This window comes from Nostoc sp. CALU 546 (assembly GCF_048836525.1).
The window spans coordinates 44,717-65,244 of record NZ_JAWJTF010000030.1; the positions used below are offsets into that span (position 1 = coordinate 44,717).

The following is a 20,528-nucleotide window of genomic DNA, read 5'->3' on the forward strand; positions in this document are numbered from 1 at the left end:
ATTTTTTGGTGGCAAAGCAGTTATCTGGATAAGTACTTAAAGCATCCTCTTACCTATTTGCCGTCTTCGGAAACAGGCAAACTTCTAATCAGTTCACGAATCACATCGGTTGCGGGTCTACCTGTTTGTTGGCAATATTTTTCCAGTTTTTCCGCTTCCTGTGTTGCGAGATTGACTGTTATACGTTTAACCGCCCATTTTTTATTTGTCATTATCATGCTATCTGCTGTATATTTTAGGTTGTCGAAAGAGTCTAAGTAAAGAGGGAACCGATAACATTATCAGAGTTTGTCTCAGGAAACAAGTCATATCATTAATATTAAAAATATTCGTTTTGTCCAAGGATTCATCATTTTCTAAAAAAATCAAAGAACTACACTTTAATTGGTTACTATTGCGACAGCAGAAAAAGCACATTGTTGCTTTTGAAGATAATAACCCTCCTAACAGCATGAGTAAAGCCTGAGAATTAAATTTGATGGATGAATTGAGACACCTAATGTTGGCTCAATTAAGATTTCCAAAGTTATTCTTCATTGAAAGCATTCGACCTTATCTCTTGAGCAAGCTTGCCAAACCCACTCAGAGAGAATATCTGCTAAAACACCATAAAATGAGGCTTTCAGAATCATTATTATGCTGAAATGCTACCTTACACGCAGGTTAGAGTGGTATTTGTAGATCGTGAATAATCCCCTATGAAGTAGGCAAATAAGCGATCGCTCCATAACAAACACCCATCTGCACCCAATAAGTTAAGAGCGACTTGAATGGCTATGATTTTTGGCTTCCCTCAATCAAGCTCATTGCTTTTACATGCCAATATATTAACCAGAAAAAAGAGGAGAAAACTCAGTTTACTGGGTGTCAATAGCCCAGCGCATTGGTAAAATTTTACAGCATTATCTGTAATTTTACACAGATGAATTAGCCCGTAATAGTTATGATGTTAGTTGACTGTTGCCGATAATAATATTTTAGTTTTGTTTCATGCTTTTACAATAACTTCCCGTAAAGATACGATGAAATTTTGCCTATTTTTTATCTTCCCTCTAGCGATATAGTTTAATTTCAACCCAGAGATTTTTTCCATTGTTTGTATTCATCTATCTAGAGGTTAGTAAAATCATTTTTAGCCAATTATGGCGCTAAAAAATTGACAACAAACCTTCTTCTTAGATTTAAACTAAGAGATAAATCATTTTCAAAAAAGTATTGATTTTCAATCATTTTGTATTTGGTAAGTATACCCGTAAAAACAATTGTATATTTCAATGTTTTTTGCTGGTGTGTTTATTATAGCCATTATTTCCGCACTTTAAATAATCTTCATTTAGAGACTAAACAATCTCATTTTTATCCTTTATAAAAAACTTACAAAGAAAAAGATATACATCTGAACCTTTGCTTAATGATATTGATATATAAACAAGATGCTAAACTGCAAAACTTGTAAAAAAGATTCCGCTATCTAAGACTGTCAGCTAGGTTTGATTAAACCCAACTTTGCAGGTAATTCGTAGGTAGTTCGTAGCTATTTATACTGAAAACATCCCAATAAAAATAACTGGGAAACGATGAAAATATAGGTACTTCATGAAATTGAGGTAAAGTTAACTTCCAATCATTTAAAGGTGAGCTATGTACAAATGCGATAACCCTGAGTATTTTTACAAAGAAAGGTAGGAGGCAGAGGGCAGGAATCATTTCTTCTGCCGACGCTCGCAAACTCGCTAACGCTGCGCTATCCTACCTCCTGCCCTCTGCTTTTTTCGGTAAATTTTAAAAGGTAAAGAAAGCCTTTCCCTTTTCCCCTCCCAAGTGCAATTTCAGTTAACATGTAAATCAAATACACATTGACTTAATTTTTCATACTTATAATTTGAGATTTAAGGATTGCAGCAATTGGTGCAACTATTCAAAGTTTAAATTGGGGCATCAGTTGGAGAGTGCCAATACCTAAATCTTTTGGTGAAAGCGATCGCGCTTCAAACAAAGCCATCATATCTCGTAACTGAGGATTGCCACGGGAAGCTCCCGTTAAGCCTTTAGCAATGATTAAGCCACAGTAGCCCTTAGTATTTTTACACCGTTGATTCCATTTCTTTCGGGCTTCTACATGAATCGGATCTTCGTCTAAAAATTCACCGAATAGGAACAATTCGCCATTTTGAGTTTGTAATAAACCCAGGTCGTAGCGATCGCCATCGAAGGGGTCGGCACCTGGATTAAAACAAATTGCTCTCAATCCACCTGCTGTTTCAATTCTTTCAATTACAGTCTTCGCCTTGGGCCGAGAAGTTTGAATTAAAATCACCGGCAAACCATCACCCACGTGTTTGATTTCACCAGCCGGATGGTAGCTGACTCCCTTACGCAGGTGTTCCAACATTTCCCAGGACACCACACCTAAGCTCAGGAAGGAATCTTCAGGTATCAAGTCATCTTGCAATGATTGGAAATCAAGATTGTCAATCTCTTGATCATCAACACCAAAACCTGCCATTTCCTCTAACTCTGCGGCTAACTGCGGCATTGTAGAGACTGTCACAGGTACAGATTTAGTTGATTCTTCCGACTGTGGTAGAGCAATCCGATAGCGACGGCTGAGGGTAGGAAAGATGTCTTCATGAAGCGGGCGACGGTGATCGCGAATAAAGCGGATCAGGCTTTCGATCGCAACCAAGATTACCAATGCTTCTTCGTCATACAAAACAGAACGCAGTCCTTCTAAGGGGTGGATATTACCGAAGGTGGGGTCAATTTCTGATAATGGCAGATCGACCAAATCATCATCTTCATCCTCATCCTCATCATCTTCATCAGCAGTCTCAAAAGTGAGAAATAGGCAATCTTGCTTAAGGAATGCTTCTTCTAGATGCTCCGTTGATTCTTCATCTCTTAAAACAGCGGCACGAAACTGTTTTAAAGACTCTTCTGAGCGATAAAACAAAATCCCATACTCCATTCCCAGCATTCCCATGATTGAGGCGTAGAGTGTGCCAACATCCCACTTATTAATCTCAATGGATAAAATTTGCTGTTCTTCCAAAAATTCCCAAGGTGCTGCTTGCCAAATTGCAAATGCTTTTTCTCGCAAGATTTGTGCATACTGTGGGGGTAAGTCGGGGGTTTGACTATCGAGGATGTCGGCAAATCCACGAAATAGTTCGTCAATTAAAGGCAGTTCTGGTGCGTAATCAATGGCAATATCCAAATCTTGTAGCACTCCCCGCAGGTAAAACTGGATCTCGCGGTCTTTGACTACAATTCTTTGGGGTCTAGCAGGTCTTGCCGGACTCTGGGGATGCTCCATTGCTTGCATTAAGGTGCGAACAATTGCTTCTGGGCCGATATCTGAAGCTACCACATCCATTCCTCGGACAACACCTTGGGAGTAATCTACCCAAAGAATGCATTCTCCCTTTGCCTCTGAGTCTGAGAACTGGTTTGGTGATGACAACGGACGGCGATCGCCCTCCCATACAGAAGGAATTTGAGTTAATTTCTTCAACCGACGACTGGTAGAGCGATTAAAACTTGTCATAGAGATCAAAAGAAGCAATTTGGAAGTAAACTTTGGAGGATAGCTAGCCTCAGATTAAATTTTTATGGCTGCACCTGAAGGTGGTTGCTTTTCAGGTTGCCACAAGGCTTGAACTTCAAAAATACCGAATGTTTCAGGAGGCAGGAGGCAGGAGTAACCCATATTTAAAAGCGTGAGACTTAGGCTGTGGACAACGATGCCAAATAATCCATTTGGAATGCATCCTAGACTCTCTCTAGGAGACACTGCGCGTAGCTTACTTCCTTGTAGAAGAAAGGGAGACGCCAATGGAGAAGACCAGATCGGCTACGAATGTATTTTCCGATATATGTCTCGATACAATTCATCTTTTTAAAATGAATCTTATACCGAGAATTAAAACTTTCATTCATAATTATTTCCTCCTGCCTCTTGCCTCCTGCCTCCTGCCTTCTCGTATAAACACACTGAGTCTCTCAATTCTAGAATAAAAATTTTTGGCTGCTTTTAACGGAGTGTTTACAATTTGGCATCTAGCGGCATCTAAGCCGCTAGAATGAATACAAAAACACCAAGGGCAACCTACAGGCATTAACAAGCTGATATAGGGTAAAGCTTAAACTAAATTAAGGAGTGAAAAAGTAGATGACACAAGCAATTCAGGCTCAACAACGCGGAATTCTGTTGAGTGAAGCCGCATTGAAGCAGGTAAAATCCCTCCGGGACAAGCAAGGCACAGACTTCTGCTTACGGGTGGGAGTCCGTCAGGGTGGCTGTTCTGGGATGTCTTACATGATGGACTTTGAAGACACTAGCAAGATCACCCCTCAGGATGAAGTTTTTGACTACGATGGCTTCAAAATTGTCAGCGATCGCAAGAGCCTGTTATATCTCTACGGTTTAATGCTCGATTATAGCGATGCCATGATTGGCGGTGGCTTCCAATTTACTAACCCCAATGCCAGCCAAACTTGTGGTTGCGGTAAGTCATTTGGGGTGTAATATTGTCATTTGTCATTTGTCCTTTGTCTTTTGTCCCTCACAAATGACCAATGACTAATGACTAATGACTAATGACCAATGACTAATGACAAATGACTAATACAGTTGAATCCCTGTTTGATACAGGTTTAGAACGCTATAAAGCTGGAGAATCAGTAGAATCTTTAATCCCTGTGTTTAAAGAAGTATGCGATCGCGCTCCTAAAACTAGTGCTGCTTGGATTTGTTTAGCGTGGTTGTATCTACTCGATAGCAAACCCAACTTGGCATACAAAGCCGCACAAAAGGCAGTCAAGTTAAACCCACAAGATCCACAAGCTAGAATCAATCTCGCCTTAGCAATGCTGGAAACGGGTCAAAAAGGTTTGCGAGAACACATTGACATAGCACAGCAGTTGATATTTGTCAATGAAGAATGGAGTGATGAAATAAAAAATAGTATTGAAGACGGTTTAAGTAGAAAACCAGATTGGCAGAGTTTGACAAAAGTCAAAAATTGGCTGTTTGAAAAGTAAATGATGGGGAGTGGGGAGCAGGGGGCAGGGAGCAGGGGGCAAGGGGAAGAATAAAAAAATACTTTTTCTCCCCAATCCCCATTCCCCATTCCCCAATCCCCATTCCCCATTCCCCATTCCCCAATCGAATCATGAAAGATAAATTGTTAAATTGGCTAAACATGGTTTTAGTCGCAGATGTTTTTTTGGTTTTGTTTGGCTTTGGCTGGTTAGCGATCGCTGCGATCGGTGATGCTGTGGGAATAAACCTGGGTTTGGATTTGTGGCATCAACTGTGGCAACCTGTGTTTAACCCAGCAATTGGTATTCTCATGGGTGGTGCTATTCTCAGCGGTATTATCAGTTGGGTTTCCAGGAAATTTCTCTCTAGTCAAGAGACTGGGAAATAGGGACTGGGGACTAGGGACTGGGTACTGGGGAATAGGGAACAGGGAATAGGGAACAGGGAACAGGGAAAAGTTTTTAAATGCCCAATGCCCAATGCCCAATGCCCAATGCCCAATCCCCACTCCCATTTAATTAAGAATTTGTGTTAATGCTGATTGCAAATTAGGATATTTGTACTCAAAACCTGTTTCTAACGTGCGTTTTGGGATGACTTGCTGACCTTCTAAAACTACTATAGCCCCGTCTCCTAAAAGAGCTTCGATCGCAAAAGCAGGAACAGGCAACCAAGAAGGGCGATTCATGACTTCTCCCAAAGTTTGGCTTAAATCTGCCATCCGAACTGGATTAGGGGCGGTTGCATTATATACGCCTTCTATTTCCGGTTTAGTTAAAGCTTCCAGAATCAGGCTAACTAAATCATCTACGTGAATCCATGAGAACCACTGCCGACCACTGCCAATAGGCCCACCAGCGAAGAGTTTGAAAGGCGGAATCATTTTACCTAAAGCACCACCATTGCCCAAAACAATCCCAAAACGTAGAATTACCAGTCGGACACCAGCATCTTTTACCTTTCTCGCTTCAGCTTCCCAAGCTTGGCAGACTTGGGCAAGAAAATCGTTACCAGATATATTTGTTTCATCAAAGATTGCCGTTTCACTAGTGCCGTAGTAACCAATGGCTGAAGCGTTAATTAACACACTTGGGAGGCAGCGCGTTGCGGGGGTTCCCCCAGTTGTAGCGACTGCCGTTTTGGGGTTAGCGTTGGCTATTGCTTCAACTACTTTTTGAGTACCAAACTTCCGACTATTGAGGATTTCTTGTTTCCGTTCTGGTGTCCAGCGTCCTTCACCGATAGGTTCTCCTGCCAAATTAACTACGCCATCACAACTCGCAATGACACTTTGCCAAGAACCAGATGCATTTGGTGTATAGGCAACAATTTCTACATTGGGGAAAGCCTCAGATGGAAAAACCTTTTGAGCAAAGGTGGTGTTCCGAGTTAATACTACTATTTTGTGACCTTTTCCGTGGAGTCGTTGTACCAAACGGCTACCAACAAATCCTGTTGCTCCAGTAATTGCGACTTTCATTTTCTACCTCAGCCAAACCTTTATTGTAAAGTTTTTGATCAAACTTTCAGCTTACCAAAGAAGGCAGAGGGCAGGAGGAGAACTGCCCTTTGTTTCCTACCGCGACCAGACGAGTCTTGGGTTTAAGACCCATTCCAAAATCTCTGCCACAGGTGTCCTGCAATCAGTGTAGGTCTGAAGCCTACACTGCCTTCTGCCTTCTGCCTTCTGCCTCCTGCCTTCTTCACAAAATTGGGTAAACTGTATATTTTGATCATGCCTGATCTCAAAACTCAAAAACTTTGCTTTTATAATGACTTTCCGTTTAGATACTTCGGTATTATAGGATGGACGGAGTGTTGCAAGGCGTGGGGCTATTATGGCTCGCTATACCTGTTCATTTATTGTTTCTGTTCCTAGTGACCATCTGTTGCCGTTACTTGTAGAACTTCTACAGGACTGTCAGTTGGATATTCAATACAATACGGCCGATTACATTATCGCTCGTGAGGTTCCTGGCAATGTTCCTTTTCCTAAATTGGTAACAGTAGAAGTACTGATTGATAAATCAAAATGTACTGAAACAGAAACCCGGATGAGTATTGTGCTTAAAAATGAAGAACTACCACTTCAACTAGATAATTACTGCCGACAAATGTTTGAATTCATCAAGCAGGCTATTGAAAATAGCCGCCATTGGCATTTGATTGAAAGTCTTGCAGGATAGCGTTGGTGGTTGAGTTGACACTCCCACGGCTTGAAGTTGTGGGAATGTCAACAAGAAGGGAGTAGGGAGTAGGGAGTGGGGAAGACAGCATTGAACGGGGCTTGTATCCCGGTGGTTGTTGGGGCTATTTTTTTCCCTATTCCCTACTCCCTACTCCCGCCCCAACGGGGCTTGGTCAAACTTTGATTGGTAGTTATAATTCAGTCTTCTATATCCTCTAAATCCTCGGCCATACCGGGGTTTATTAGTGTAATATCGTACTCGCTCGAATCCGTTTGTCCCAAACGCTGAGTGTTTCTTAAAAGGTAATAAATGGCACGTACTTGAGGCCCAAAAACGATCTCGTCTTCATTTCTGAGATCGTGAGATGGTATCTTGCGTCCATTAATCATTAAACCGTTAGAACTAGACTTACCTTTAGCATCGCCATCTACAATCCGGTAATAGTAGCTATGACTATTATGCTCTCGTGGCAATCTCACTAATGTGGCATGGCGTCGGGAGACAAACTGCGACATCAAACGGATATTACATTCGCGATCTCTACCAATAGAGTAGACGGGTTGCTCTAGAGAAAATTCTTTGCGACCTTGATCGTCTTCAATAATCAGTAGATGGTTTTCATTATTTTCTGCTGCCATTGACAAATTTGTGAAACTGTGATTCAAGATTTTTTAGTATCGTATTTTTTCATTTTCGCGCACCATAAGTATGTGGTGCCGGTCTAAATAAGCTTTAAAATTGCATGATACCTTGAAAGAGTAGAACATATCCGTTCCAATACTTGTCGGTTAAGGGGAAAAGGGGAAGGGGAAAGGGGAAAGAAAAAACCTTTAACTTTTCCCTTTAACCTTTTCCCCTTAACCAATTCCGAGTTAAAAATTCTTAACCGAGCAGTATTGATATCTGTTCTACTCCAGTAGTTATGATAGCTTTGGTAAGTGTCTTAAGAAGCTTTTTGGGCTGCGTAAAAACTGAATACAACTCAGTTTAACTTTATATGGAAATAACCAAGATTTGTGCTTGGGAATTTACCTGTAAAAGACTATTCTACGAGTGATGAGCTAATCGCCGTAATAATATTGAGTTTGTGACGACGCTAACAGAGCTAAAAGCCATTAGTGCAGCTGCACCAGATGGGTTAAGGACAAAACCCAGACTAGGGAACAAAACACCTGCTGCTAAAGGAATACCAACAGTATTATATGCAAAAGCCCAAAATAAATTTTGGCGGATTTTGTTGAAGGTGGCGCGACTAAGCTGAATAGATTCGACGACATCATTTAAGCGATCGCGCATTAGGATAATTTCAGCAGTTTCCATCGCCACATCTGTCCCTGAGTGTAAAGCAATTCCTACATCTGCTTGGGATAAAGCTGGAGCATCGTTGATTCCATCTCCTACCATTGCGATTACTGAGTGCTGAGTGGTGAGTGCTGAGTGGGGAGTGGGGAGTGGGGAGTTGGGAGTTTTCTTTGTTCCCTCGTAAGCTCTTTGTCCTCTTGTCCCTTCTAACTGGAGAGATTGTATTGCGGCCGCTTTTTTGGCTGGGGGGACACCTGCTATTACATCAACGCTATCTATTCCTAGTTGTTTGGCTATAGCGATCGCTGCTTCTTTGCGATCGCCACTGAGCAACATTACCCGTAAGCCCATCTGACGCAACTTGTCTACGGTAGAACGGGCATCTGGTCTGAGAGTATCAGAAACAGCAATTAGTCCGGCGAAAGTTCCCCCAACTGCTACGCAAACGACTGTTTTACCATCTGCTGCTAAATCCTGTGCTACCTGCTGTGCGGTTTCACTACTTGAAATACCGTGCCAACTCAACCAGTCCCAGTTACCCAAGAGTACAACTGTACCCTCCACCACAGCAGACACCCCTAATCCTGGTTCTGTGTGAAAATCCACAGCATTTGGAATAGATAACTGTTGCCGTTGTGCTTCTTGCTGAATCGCTTTTGCTAGAGGGTGGTGAGTACCGCTTTCTACGGCTGCTGCTAATTGTATTAGGGATTGGGCATTGGGCATTGGGCATTGGGCATTGTTATTCTTCTCCTGTTCCTCTGCCTTTTCCCCATTACCCCTTATCCCCAGAGGGGGCCCCACCTTCCCCATTTCCTCAATTAACAGACAATCTGTGACGATGGGATTACCTGTGGTCAAAGTGCCGGTTTTATCAAATACTACAGTGTCTAATTGGTGTACTCTTTCTAAAACGTTACCACCTTTAATCAATAAACCCCGTTCTGCACCCATCGCAGTCCCGACAAGAATGGCTGTTGGGGTAGCAAGTCCCAAAGCACAGGGACAGGCGACTACCATAACTGCGATCGCTAGTTTTAAACTAATTAATAAAGGGGATTGGGGAGTGGGAAGTGGGGAGTGGTGAGCATTATGTGGAGCGTGGCTCATCATTTCCATGCCACCAGACATGGTGATATCAGTCCAGATGTGAGTGCCGAAAAAGTACCAAAAGACAAATGTCAATATAGATGCTGTCAGTACACCGTAGGTAAAGTAACCAGCTACCGTATCTGCTAATTTTTGTACTGGTGCTTTCCGAGTTTGGGCGGCTTCTACTAGGGTGACAATTTGAGCTAGAGTTGTATCACTTCCAATACGGGTTGCCTGAATAGCGATCGCTCCTGACTGGTTTAGTGTGCCCCCTGTCACCGTATCTCCGGGTTGCTTAATTACTGGTACGGCTTCCCCAGTTAACATTGATTCATCGACCGTTGTTTGACCAACCATCAATTCACCATCAACGGGGATTTTATCACCCGGCAGCACTTGTAACCATTCACCAACACGCACTTGTTCAGCGGGAATTTCTACACTAGAAGATCCCACTCCTCCTTTCTCTGGGTTGGCAATTAATCGCGCTACTTGGGGCTGGAGTGCTAGTAATTTCCTAAATGCGGCAGCGGCGCGACCTCTAGCTTGTTGTTCTAATGTCCTTCCCAAAAGAATAAAGCCCAGCATCATTACTGGTTCATCAAAGAAGCATTCCCAACCCAATTGGGGAAAGAGCAGCGCTACTAAACTAGCAATGTAGGCTGTCAGCGTTCCTAATCCCACCAGAGTGTTCATGTTGGGTGCATTTCGCCGCCAGCCCAGCCAACCATCTACTAAAATCGGGCGACCGGGAATTAATAGTGCCACTGTCGCCAATCCACAGTGAAACCAGATGTTATTCAGCACTGGCAGCACTGAGCTACCAAGATTACCAAAATGCCCACTTCCCGACAATATTAGCAACATTGCTGCGATCGCCAACTGCCTAAAAGAAGATCGCATTTCTCGGCGTTGTCGTTCTGCTGGGTCTGGTAAAGTAGATATTTCGCCTGTGACTGTGCCGCTAGCTTTTCGGGGTTGAGTTGGGAATCCAACGGCTGTTAATCGCTCTGCCAGTGCATCTACATCTACTGCACCAACTTCTGACTCTACAACAGCTACCTCTGTGGCCAGGTTCACACAAGCACTCTTGACTCCTGGATGTTGAGTTAGCTGTCGCTCTACTGCGTTGACACACCCAGCACACTTCATACCCCCAACATCGAGAATAATTTTCTCTAAGATTGGGTCGAGTTCTGGGGCTAGCTTAGTTTTTGGGACAAGTTGCATGGCAAGTGTTTAGATTCGCTACAGAAATTCAACGCCTGACTAAAAGCGTCTCTAATTTGAGCGTAGGCTAAATATGGAACTACGACTGTATGTCAACCCTATTAAATTTCTTAATTTATCCTACTCTGCTGAGGGTCACTGACGGCTCCATCGTAGGTAAGTTACATAAACAATAGCTCCAACCTGCATTGGCATGAGTACAATTAGGCTTTTCCAAAAATTGTGAATTTCCAAATTAGACATAGCGCTGAAATAGCCTAAGCCCAACAACAAGAAGAATATCCAGATTAGCTGTTTACGTTTGATAGTTGGCATAGAAGTAGGATTGAAGAAGAATTCAGAAGTCAGAATGGGCTAAACCTTAGCTATCCGCTAACAGGAGTCAGAATAAATCAGTCGGGGATTCAGACCGGCGCAGGAATTGTTGCACCACCAAATTTTCAATTTGGTGGGGGTCTTAAACCCAGCCCTTTCAATGCGAACAAATGAACTACTAAAGCCAAGGCTAAAACCCGCTCCTAATATAGGTTATGAAGATGAATTCAAGGTATCCTTGGCATATTAGTACCAGGGTGCTTAAAAATGCTGTCCTCCATCTTTGAGCAATTTGTAAAAGAAAGTCCAGTAAGCGTGATGGCACAAGCATTAATGTCACATATATTTGCATCTGAGCGGATGGATGGGTTATTTAGAAGACATGCTCAGGTGCAGTACCAACAAGATTTGCTATTTTCAAGTCTTGTAGATTTGATGAGCTTGGTGGTATGTGGAATGCAGAAATCAGTTCATGCAGCTTATAAAGCGAGGGCAGCGAATTTAAGTGTAAGTACAACAGCATTGTATAACAAGCTTTGTGGTGTTGAGGTGGGGGTAAGTCAAGCATTAATAAGAGAAACAGCACAAGACTTAGTTGAATTAGTGAAATTAGTAGGTGGAGAGCAAGCAAATATATTGCCAGGGTATTGCATGAAAGTAGTAGATGGGACTTGTTTGAAAGGAACAGACCACAGACTAAAAGCAATCCGAAATCTAGCGGCATCTGCACTACCGGGGAAAGCGATAGTAGTACTCGAACCATTGTCAAAATTAGTCACAGATATTTTTCTCATTGAAGACGGTCATGCACAAGAACGTTCCGAATTTGACTCAGTATTAAAGAAAGTTTTGCCACAAGATTTATGGTGTGGAGACAGGAATTTTTGTACATTAAAGTTTTTGTTTACGATTCAAGAGAAGAAAGCATCTTTTGTAATCAGACAACATAAGGGGATGGGATTTAAAGAACTAGAGGAATTAAAACCATTAGGCTCAACAGAAACCGGAGAATTATTTGAGCAAAAGGTAGAAATAAATTACGAAGGGAAAGCTTTAACATTAAGGCGGGTTGTAGTAAAGTTATTTGTCGCAACGCGAGATAAAGAATGGGAAATAGCAATTTTCAGCAATTTACCAAGCGCTGTACCAGCAGCGAAAATAGCTGAAATATATCGTAATCGTTGGACTCTAGAAAGCCTATTTCAAACAGTAACTAAAAATTTCAACGGTGAAATTCAAACTCTAGCTTATCCAAAAGCAGCTTTATTTTCATTTTCAATGGCGTTAGTTGCGTACAATATACTCGCAACATTAAGAGCCGCTCTAGGGGGTGTACATGGAGTTGAAAAAATTGAAGCTGGTTTATCTGATTTTTATTTAGTTGATGAGATTCAAGGTACATATAGAGGAATGATGATTGCAATTCCAGCTTCGGAGTGGGAGATATTCAAAACTGTTTCAATAGTCAGAATCGCACAACTTTTACAACAATTGGCAACGGGTGTTAATCTCAAACAGTTTGTCAAAGCGACTAGAGGAAAAAAGAAGCCGAAATTACCAGTAATTTATAATAGTAAACAGGGACATATTTCAACTAATCGACTCTTAGAACAGTACAATAATTCATAAAAAAAGCAGTTAATCACGACTACATAACTGATTAAATATACTGGCTTACCTGATGTAAAAAATGGTACAAGCAGAGAAATTTTATTATTTATTTTTTGTAAAAAATCATGATTTTAGCTTCTTAAATCTCTTAATATATGATTGCATTACTGAACTTTAATAAATTCATGTATGAATTTATCTAATTCAATAGTTTGAACCGTTGTAATTGCTAAAAAATGCCTTTTTTCTAGCAATTCACAACTTGAATTATCAAAAAGAGCATATAGTTCATTTGTTCGCGTTGAAAGGGCTGGGTCTTAAACCCAATTATTTCAGACGCGACGCTCGAATACTCGCTACCGCTGCGCTATCGCAGACTCGCTAACGCTACGAAGCACCGCCAGTCATACAGAATACCCAACTGAATTCTGACTCCTGACTCCTGAATTCTGTTCGATAATTCAAACACCAATGAACATTAAATTAAAACGGCAAACAAAACCTCAGAGGCAGGTAATCAAAACCAGCCTTTCTTTTCGACAATGTAAGCATTGAGAAATTGTTCATCAGTCTTAGTTAAGTAGATGATACCCTCAACCAAACCGATAATCCCCATTATTGCCCCACCCAAACCAAATGTAAGTAGGGTGACAAGCAGCATGATCAGACCTTCAGTCTTGTAACCAAGAATAAACTTGTGAATACCTAAAGCTCCTAACAAAATAGCGCAGATGCCAGCTGCAACTTTTTTGCTGTTAGTATCACTGGGGCTGATATTAGACACTATGAGTCATACTCCTCAACTATAAATGACAGCCTCAATTTTAATGTAATTATTCTTACTTGGCATCTCCATATCTCTCGCAGTAATAAATTGTCAAATTTTACCCAATTTAGAAGATATATAGAAATCTGGTTTTATTCGGAGAGTTTACTTACCAGATATTTGGGTCTGTTCGCGAAGCGTCTCGTAGAGAAGCCCCGTGCTTCACGCAATGCTTTAAAGTAATGAGTAAGGAGTAATGAGTAATGAGTGGATGAAAAATGGGTATTTACTCATTACTTATTACTCATTACTCCAGAATCACCGCGGGTGAGGATGTCAATTGGGCAGAGAACTATTAAAAGGAAACAAGGGATAGATACGTACTGGGTCTTGTTCAAAAATACGACAGCAGTTCTATAAATTCACACCTAAGTTTTTTGCTAGATGTAAGCATTAATCGAATAATTCATAATTAAAGAATGAGTACAGAGTCAACACTAAATCAAAAATTCAATGTTAGCTCTGCACTCTCACAGGTTGAAATTATTAATTATTTTGACAAATTCGTTATACGTAACTTCACGCGAGAATGCAAACGTGAAATATAAGTTTCTAAAACCAACCCTGCTTATTTACAAAGTAGGTATTTACAAATCCTTCAGGGGACTTATTCAAATAGATCATGCCTTCAATTAAACCTACAAGTTGCATAATTAACAAGGCAATACCGTAGGTGAAAGAACCCCCAACTACGGAAATCACCAACATGATAAAGCCTTCCGAAGCGTATCCTAGAATAAACTTATGAACCCCAAATGCTCCAAGGATAATGCCACAGTAACCAGATAGAAGTTGTTTGGTTGGGTGACTGGGGTTGAGATTTGACATAATTGAGTCTTGCTCCTTGATAAGTGAGTATAAAAATAAAGTCTTTATTGTAATGAAAGCAAGTAAATATATTTGCTTAATCAATAAATTTTTAAATTTTCCAGTATGAGTAAGCCCAAGACAAATAAGCAAAATTAGCGCACTTCTATTCCAGAGGGGACGCTAGGATGTCTTGCAGCATAATCTAAAAATCTGACGCTCCTTAATGAATTTTGGTGGATTTGAGGATTGCAAACCCTGGTGCGGCAGTTTTGCAGATTTTTAGGTAAGACATTTTTCTTGAGAAAAATGAACCTCAGTAATCAGCAAAAGCTGCTACATACACTACTTTTTACAAGTCCGTCAGTATTATTTCCGGATTTTTCTGTGTAGTCGCAGCCCGTCGTAGACATCGCTTCCAGTGGGCGTGAAACGCCATCGCACCATTACGAGACTAGTTGAATATAGAAGTGCAAGAGACATCTTCCATATTTTTCTAACCTGTTTTTAGTTGCCAATCCCTACTTTCATAAGCGCAAAACGGAATTGCAATCAAATTTATGACAGCTAAAACGGTTTGGGAAGACAATTAAAATAATTCGTAATGCCGCTCTCTACGAGATGCTGCGCCAACGTAATTCGTCAATTGTACCCACTTATGGAGATAAAAGCAAATATTTTCGTTTTAAGCAACAGTAATATTATTGTGCTAATTGCTACCTAAAATAAATAAGCTTAATAGTGTACCACTATTCCAGAGACTATGGAGGAGCATAGGAGCGAGGAGGTTTCGCGATCGCGTGTAAACGACCCCTAAAACGATCCCCAATGCGGTGAGGGGAAGAATTTCCGACAAGCTGAGGTGAGCGATCGCAAACAACAAACTGCTAATCAGAATCGATCCCCACACGGGTAAGTAGCGAGTTAGAGAAGGTAACAAAAAGCCGCGAAATAAAATTTCTTCAAAAAATGGTGCTGCGATCGCTGCTGTGGAGAAAAATATGCCAAGTGCTACACTATCTTGGCTTTCCAGCGCTAGTTGTAACAGCGGGTTACTACCACCCTGTCCTTGCCATAGCTGTTGATTGATCAAAGATACCACCACAACTATAGGTAAAGCCGCACAATAGCCTCCCAGCCCCCACAAAAACCACTTATCTTGAAAACGAAAGCGAAACCAAAATTCTGGTAGTGGAAAAAAGCGCTTTAGAGAAAAATACAGCACTAACAGCGCACCCGATGCTACCAGCAAGTAACTAACCAAAACATAAAAAGCCTGAAGTCGCACATCAGAGGCGGGACGCGGGATAGGGAGTAGCGATAGGGCTAAAGGGACAAAAATTTGCCCCATAAAGAAAAAGCCGACGACAAAAACCTGCAAAATCGTTTCACCATCCCAAGGCGTTGACCAAGGGATATCAGCATTTTGAGCTAGTAAAGAGGCTTTTCCTTTCAGTAAGCGTTGAGCAAATAAGAAAATCAGCAATATTAGACCACTTAAAGCTGCCAATGTCGGAATAGTGCCAATAACCGCTAATTTCAACACTGCTTGAGCAGCAGATTCTTGTTGTGCAGCTTTAACTGCTGATAAAGCATCTTGTCGTTGCTGGAGTTGGTATAGTTGAACCAAAGTAGTAGAGCGAAACCAACCTTCTAAATTCTTTTGAATTCGTTCTTGAGAATTTTGCAGCAGACGGGGAGGATCGCTCCACAGTCCACTTAATACAGCTGCGGTTTCTCCAAATTCTGGATTGATATCTGAGCGTTTTTGTAATTCGCTCCAAGTTTTGAGAGCTGTATCCGCCTGTCCTTGCTGTGCTTGTAAAATTCCCAGCCGCAGGTCTAATTCAGCTAGTAATTTTTGTAATTGCTTAAAAGACTGCTCTAACTGTTGCTGTCCCTGTTTAGAGGTTTTAGTCGTGGGAGGAACATCAGGTAGAGGTTTTGGAGGTGTGGGAGTTATTTCAGGTTGAGAGCGTAATTGTGTAAGTTGATTGTTAACTTTGTCCAAATTAGCTTGAACTGATTGACGCGCCTCCTGATACTGCTTTGTAGCGCTTTCCAGGGGTTGCTCACCAAGTATTGCTTCCCGAATCCCTTGGAGATTGTCATCGCTGCTATCTTCTGATTGCCAAGCTTGAGCTTGTAAAGCAATATTGGTTTGATATAGTTCCAGGCGACTTTGAAATTGAGGTTGTTGCCAACTACTGAATAAAGAGGAAACCGCCAACAGAACTGCTATCGGCGTCAGCACAAAAATTAAAACTAACCGCTTGAGTGTCATCTATCCACCTTTGACTAACCAGTGGGGAGCGCGTCCCCCTTGGGAATTATCGCAAGAAAAAGTCAGAGGTGGATAGATATCATCAATATTATAAGTTTGCGATGTCTACGACGGGCTACGCCTACGCACCCACCATGTTAAATTACAACCCATTGCACTGCTTACCCTCCGCCGAGGATCTGCCCGATTCTGACGATGAACCTGTGGATAATCAACTACAACATTTGATTCCTGGCTTGTTAGAAGCCATATTAGCTTGGCTGTGGACAAACCAGATGGATTGGTTTTTTGGCGTTGATATGGGGATATATTACGATCCCGAATTACCGCCGATTGTGCCTGATGGGTTTTTAAGTTTAGGAGTCGAGCGAGTTTTTGATGAGAACTTGCGTTTAAGTTATGTGTTGTGGGAAGAAAAGGTGATGCCGATTATGGCATTAGAAGTTGTTTCTCACAGACGGCGTGGGGAATACACCAGCAAAAAGAAACTTTATGCTGAGATGGAGATTTTGTATTATGTTGTCTATAATCCCCAACGCCGGAGAAAACCACCTTTAGAAGTTTATCGCTTTGTAAATGGTGAATATGTATTGCAGCCAGGAAATCTCGTTTGGTTGTCAGAGATAGGTTTAGCAATTGGTTATGAACGGGGAACCTATCAGGGAATTACGCGGGATTGGTTGTATTGGTATGACAAACAAGGAGTCAGATATTTAACACCAGAAGAACGTGCGATCGCTGCCGAACAACGCGCTACCACCGCTGAAGAACGCGCTCAAAGGCTGGCACAGGAATTGCGAAAATTAGGGATAGATCCAGATTCTTTGAGTTGACTTTTTGGGGTGCGATCGCTTTATTAACTGATAGCTCATTTAGATAAACCTAGTCTTTCTTTGACGGATTGCCATGTTGAATCTTGGTTTTTATTTTGGCGATGCATCTCCAAGCGCCTATCTAATTCTTTTTTTTGCTCATCATTGAGAGGAACTTTATCGGGTGTGGTAAGAATGCTGTCCCATAAGTCCTCGGCAAGCTGTATACGTTCAGATACACTTAGTTCAGAAATATCGACTTTTAATATAGGTTGCATGGTTGTTATTAATCTATTTGCTCAATATAATCTTATTTTTAAATTACAAATGACTTATCTTCTTCCCAATCAAGTAAAGCATCAAGTTTACCTGATTCGGTAAATGTTCTAGCAGCTACTAAACAGTGCAGCAAATCAACACACATTTTCGCAGGATAATTTTTCTCTTCTCCACCGACTACTAATGTTTCTATTTCATCAGATTTTGATAAATCCACTAAAACATAAAATTTTGTGTTATTAAAGGTCGCAGTCACAACATATTTATCTGACTTACCGCCTCCAATATTTATGTAAGTCTCATCATTAGATTTCAAAGTTACTAAACTTTTGTTTTTGCCATCTAAATCGCGGATAACTGCTTCAATTTGAAGCCAATTTGGATCTTTTCTTAATTCACCTTGATTGCTATTAGTAAGCCATGTTTCTGCTGATAGCTTGAATACTAAACTTGTTTCGGTTTTTTGTGGCAAATCTGGCCAGCAATCGAAACCAAGTAACTTACCAATCTCAGAATTTTTCCAAAAGGCTTGACGTTCAGCATAGGTCATTATCACATTTGTTCCTACCCGAATTTGCTCAGGAGTCAACAAACGTGGGGATTCCCCATTGGCTTTCGTGTCTTCTGATGAAGGCTGCGGCGTTGTCTCTTGAGAATTTGAACACATAGCCATCTTCTCCTGGGGCAATGTTTGTTGCGCCCACATACTGCATTTCGATTATGTCTCTATAGTAGTCAAAAGCTGAATCTAGAGATACAAGAATAATACGAGTATCACTCAAACCGCCGGAACAATACTGCAATCCCACTTGCGTTGCATACCAAAATAGCCATTTTCCTATCGGTTCAATCAGGCGGTTAGCTTCCTGGCCTCTAGTCACAGGATTACTTTCTAGATGCTGAATTTCTAAAGTCTCCGGTGTACCTGGGTAAGGAAAGACAATGTACCTAATTAATCCCCAGACTTGCCGATCATATACCAGTTTAACAATGCTTTGTAAGTCAAAGTCAGTACGTCGCCATAACTCTTGCCAATGAAAAGTCCAATTGCTTGGCATATCATCCACTATTGCAGGAGAAATGACAGCCTCTTGTTCGCCCCTCTCTTGAGTTAGGATTCGCACCCGATACGAGCCGATATCAGCCAATCTAGTAATCCTCACACATCATAAGAAAGATAATACTGGGTTAGGGAGTGATGGAGCGATCGCGTTTGATTGCCCCGTCAGAGTTGGGAGACGATGTGGCTATTATCACACCATTACTAAGACTTATCTTCTTCTAGTTAGATTCTATTTTTCATAACTGAACATACGGTAATTCCTACATTACTCTTCAAATAATGATGTCTTAAAATATGCATAACTCAAATAAATACTTAACATCATAAATACAACCATGACTCAAAAATGGTATCTTTCACATACATTCATAGGGCATTCAGGTTGGTTTGGGGGAGTTCGTTCAGTTGCAATTAGCCCTGATAATCAAACTTTGGCAAGTGGTAGTGATGACAAAAATATCAAACTATGGAATTTAAATACTGGTCAGGAATATTTCACTTTATCTGGACATTTAGATACAGTTCGTTCAATCACTTTCAGTCCAGATGGAGAAAGAATTGTCAGTGGCAGTGATGATAAAACTATAAAAATATGGAACTGGAAAACTTCTCAAGATATTCTTACTTTAAATGGGCATTCTAAATCAGTCACCAATATTGCTATTAATAATGGAGAATTTATTGTTAGTGCTAGTGATGATCATTCTATAAAAATCTGGTGTTTAAAAACTGGTCATGAAGTTTGCACTTTGTTTGGTCATTCAAATTATATTCAGTCAGTAGCATTTAGTCCTGATGGAAAAATACTTGCTAGCGGTAGTTGTGATAACACAATTAAACTATGGGCTTGGAAGATGGGAAAAGAAATTCTCACCTTATCTGAACATTCAGGTGCTGTGCGTACAATTGCTTTTAGTCCTAATGGACAGCTTATTGCCAGTGGAAGTGATGATAAAACCATAAAATTATGGGATGTAAAAGCTGGCAGATTAATCCGTACATATTCTGGGCATTCAGGCAATGTTTGGTCTGTGGCTATTAGTCCTGATGGACAAACTATTGCAAGTGGTTGTGATGACAAAACAATAAAGATTTGGCATATAGTCAATGGCGAAATTATAACTAATATTGATGCACATTCAGCAGGTATTAGTTCAATTAGCTTTTGTGCTGATGGATTTGCTATTGCTAGTAGTAGTTGGGATAAAACTGTCAAACTTTGGTTAACCGAAAAAGCTTTACCAAAATCTTCTATATTTAGTTGGATTTCTGGCGTTTTTTATCCAAAAGACAATGAATCCATCTTAAAAGTGCCAAGTTTTATTATTGAAAAAGCAAAAGAAAATATCAATATAGCTAAAGTAGAAGAGGACAATCGTAGCCGAGAGGAAAGGCGACGCTTACAAGAGAAACGCTTAGAAAAACAGCGTTTGCAAAATGAACAGCGTAGTTTACAAAAGCAGCGTTGGCAGGATGAACAGGATCGCTCAGAAAAACAGATTCAACCTAGTGAACAACATCATCTAGACAAACACAGTGCAAAAATTATTTGGAATATAAGTAAAATTACTTACGAAGCTTTAGATACAGCGATTAATAAAAAATATGTCGGAGGCTATAGACGCAAAGATGGAACTTATGTTAAACCTCACTATCGACGTAAGCATAAGTAAT

Annotated in this window: 18 protein-coding genes; 7 read left to right on the top strand and 11 right to left on the bottom strand. The window is 40.9% G+C overall.

The window, feature by feature from the left end; all coding sequences use genetic code 11:
* Window positions 1–53: 53 nt before the first annotated feature.
* Both RRG12_RS16905 and RRG12_RS16910 read right to left on the bottom strand, forming a co-directional pair.
* Window positions 54–218 carry a CopG family transcriptional regulator gene (locus RRG12_RS16905; protein ID WP_069072800.1) on the bottom strand — a complete coding sequence of 55 codons (165 nt, stop codon included), beginning with the start codon at window positions 216–218 and terminating at the stop codon, window positions 54–56.
* Window positions 219–1,918: 1,700 nt separating this feature from the next.
* Window positions 1,919–3,547 carry a DUF6930 domain-containing protein gene (locus RRG12_RS16910; protein ID WP_069072801.1) on the bottom strand — a complete coding sequence of 543 codons (1,629 nt, stop codon included), beginning with the start codon at window positions 3,545–3,547 and terminating at the stop codon, window positions 1,919–1,921.
* Between the two features lie 624 nt (window positions 3,548–4,171).
* Here RRG12_RS16910 and RRG12_RS16915 point away from each other — a divergent pair.
* The 3 genes from RRG12_RS16915 (at window position 4,172) to RRG12_RS16925 (ending at window position 5,432) form a co-directional block, all read left to right on the top strand.
* Window positions 4,172–4,528 carry an iron-sulfur cluster assembly accessory protein gene (locus tag RRG12_RS16915; RefSeq protein WP_069072802.1) on the top strand — a complete coding sequence of 119 codons (357 nt, stop codon included), beginning with the start codon at window positions 4,172–4,174 and terminating at the stop codon, window positions 4,526–4,528.
* 92 nt (window positions 4,529–4,620) lie between these two features.
* Window positions 4,621–5,043 (top strand): tetratricopeptide repeat protein, encoded by a 423-nt coding sequence (locus tag RRG12_RS16920; RefSeq protein ID WP_069072803.1) that lies wholly within the window; start codon window positions 4,621–4,623, stop codon window positions 5,041–5,043.
* Between the two features lie 131 nt (window positions 5,044–5,174).
* Window positions 5,175–5,432 (top strand): hypothetical protein, encoded by a 258-nt coding sequence (locus tag RRG12_RS16925; RefSeq protein WP_069072804.1) that lies wholly within the window; start codon window positions 5,175–5,177, stop codon window positions 5,430–5,432.
* 126 nt (window positions 5,433–5,558) lie between these two features.
* On the opposite strand, the gene RRG12_RS16930 is transcribed toward RRG12_RS16925, so the two are convergent.
* Window positions 5,559–6,524, bottom strand: a complete 966-nt coding sequence (locus tag RRG12_RS16930; protein WP_420760083.1) for a TIGR01777 family oxidoreductase — start codon at window positions 6,522–6,524, stop codon at window positions 5,559–5,561.
* Window positions 6,525–6,882: 358 nt separating this feature from the next.
* Between RRG12_RS16930 and RRG12_RS16935 the strand changes: the two genes are divergently transcribed.
* A complete protein-coding gene (locus RRG12_RS16935) occupies window positions 6,883–7,230 on the top strand; it encodes a hypothetical protein (protein WP_069072806.1) in 348 nt (115 codons plus the stop codon).
* A 200-nt stretch (window positions 7,231–7,430) separates the two neighbouring features.
* Here the strand turns inward: RRG12_RS16935 and RRG12_RS16940 are convergent, their stop codons facing one another.
* Window positions 7,431–7,871, bottom strand: a complete 441-nt coding sequence (locus tag RRG12_RS16940; RefSeq protein ID WP_069072807.1) for an FHA domain-containing protein — start codon at window positions 7,869–7,871, stop codon at window positions 7,431–7,433.
* A gap of 409 nt (window positions 7,872–8,280) precedes the next feature.
* Entirely contained in the window at window positions 8,281–10,857 is a 2,577-nt protein-coding gene (locus RRG12_RS16945; protein WP_420760084.1) for a heavy metal translocating P-type ATPase, read from the bottom strand.
* Window positions 10,858–11,439: 582 nt separating this feature from the next.
* On the opposite strand from RRG12_RS16945, the gene RRG12_RS16950 reads away from it, so the two are divergent.
* A complete protein-coding gene (locus RRG12_RS16950; protein WP_420760034.1) occupies window positions 11,440–12,801 on the top strand; it encodes a transposase in 1,362 nt (453 codons plus the stop codon).
* A 499-nt stretch (window positions 12,802–13,300) separates the two neighbouring features.
* Here RRG12_RS16950 and RRG12_RS16955 read toward each other — a convergent pair whose 3' ends face one another.
* The 3 genes from RRG12_RS16955 to RRG12_RS16965 form a co-directional block, all read right to left on the bottom strand.
* Window positions 13,301–13,567: a TM2 domain-containing protein gene (locus tag RRG12_RS16955; protein WP_069072809.1), complete on the bottom strand. Its 267-nt coding sequence runs from the start codon at window positions 13,565–13,567 to the stop codon at window positions 13,301–13,303.
* Window positions 13,568–14,161: 594 nt separating this feature from the next.
* Window positions 14,162–14,437 carry a TM2 domain-containing protein gene (locus tag RRG12_RS16960; protein WP_069072810.1) on the bottom strand — a complete coding sequence of 92 codons (276 nt, stop codon included), beginning with the start codon at window positions 14,435–14,437 and terminating at the stop codon, window positions 14,162–14,164.
* A 688-nt stretch (window positions 14,438–15,125) separates the two neighbouring features.
* A complete protein-coding gene (locus RRG12_RS16965) occupies window positions 15,126–16,700 on the bottom strand; it encodes a type II CAAX prenyl endopeptidase Rce1 family protein (protein WP_420760085.1) in 1,575 nt (524 codons plus the stop codon).
* Between the two features lie 134 nt (window positions 16,701–16,834).
* Here RRG12_RS16965 and RRG12_RS16970 point away from each other — a divergent pair, with 134 nt between their 5' ends.
* Window positions 16,835–17,533, top strand: a complete 699-nt coding sequence (locus RRG12_RS16970; RefSeq protein ID WP_420760103.1) for a Uma2 family endonuclease — start codon at window positions 16,835–16,837, stop codon at window positions 17,531–17,533.
* 35 nt (window positions 17,534–17,568) lie between these two features.
* Here the strand turns inward: RRG12_RS16970 and RRG12_RS16975 are convergent, their stop codons facing one another.
* The 3 genes from RRG12_RS16975 to RRG12_RS16985 are packed head-to-tail and all read right to left on the bottom strand — an operon-like array spanning window position 17,569 to window position 18,939.
* Window positions 17,569–17,790, bottom strand: a complete 222-nt coding sequence (locus tag RRG12_RS16975; RefSeq protein WP_069072813.1) for an addiction module protein — start codon at window positions 17,788–17,790, stop codon at window positions 17,569–17,571.
* Between the two features lie 38 nt (window positions 17,791–17,828).
* A complete protein-coding gene (locus RRG12_RS16980) occupies window positions 17,829–18,458 on the bottom strand; it encodes an Imm1 family immunity protein (RefSeq protein WP_420760086.1) in 630 nt (209 codons plus the stop codon).
* Window positions 18,370–18,939, bottom strand: coding sequence for a hypothetical protein (locus RRG12_RS16985; protein ID WP_069072814.1), 570 nt, complete (start codon window positions 18,937–18,939; stop codon window positions 18,370–18,372). The genes RRG12_RS16980 and RRG12_RS16985 overlap by 89 nt, the downstream gene beginning before the upstream one ends.
* Before the next feature lie 250 nt (window positions 18,940–19,189).
* Here RRG12_RS16985 and RRG12_RS16990 point away from each other — a divergent pair, with 250 nt between their 5' ends.
* Window positions 19,190–20,527 carry a hypothetical protein gene (locus RRG12_RS16990; protein WP_420760087.1) on the top strand — a complete coding sequence of 446 codons (1,338 nt, stop codon included), beginning with the start codon at window positions 19,190–19,192 and terminating at the stop codon, window positions 20,525–20,527.
* Window position 20,528: the final 1 nt, after the last annotated feature.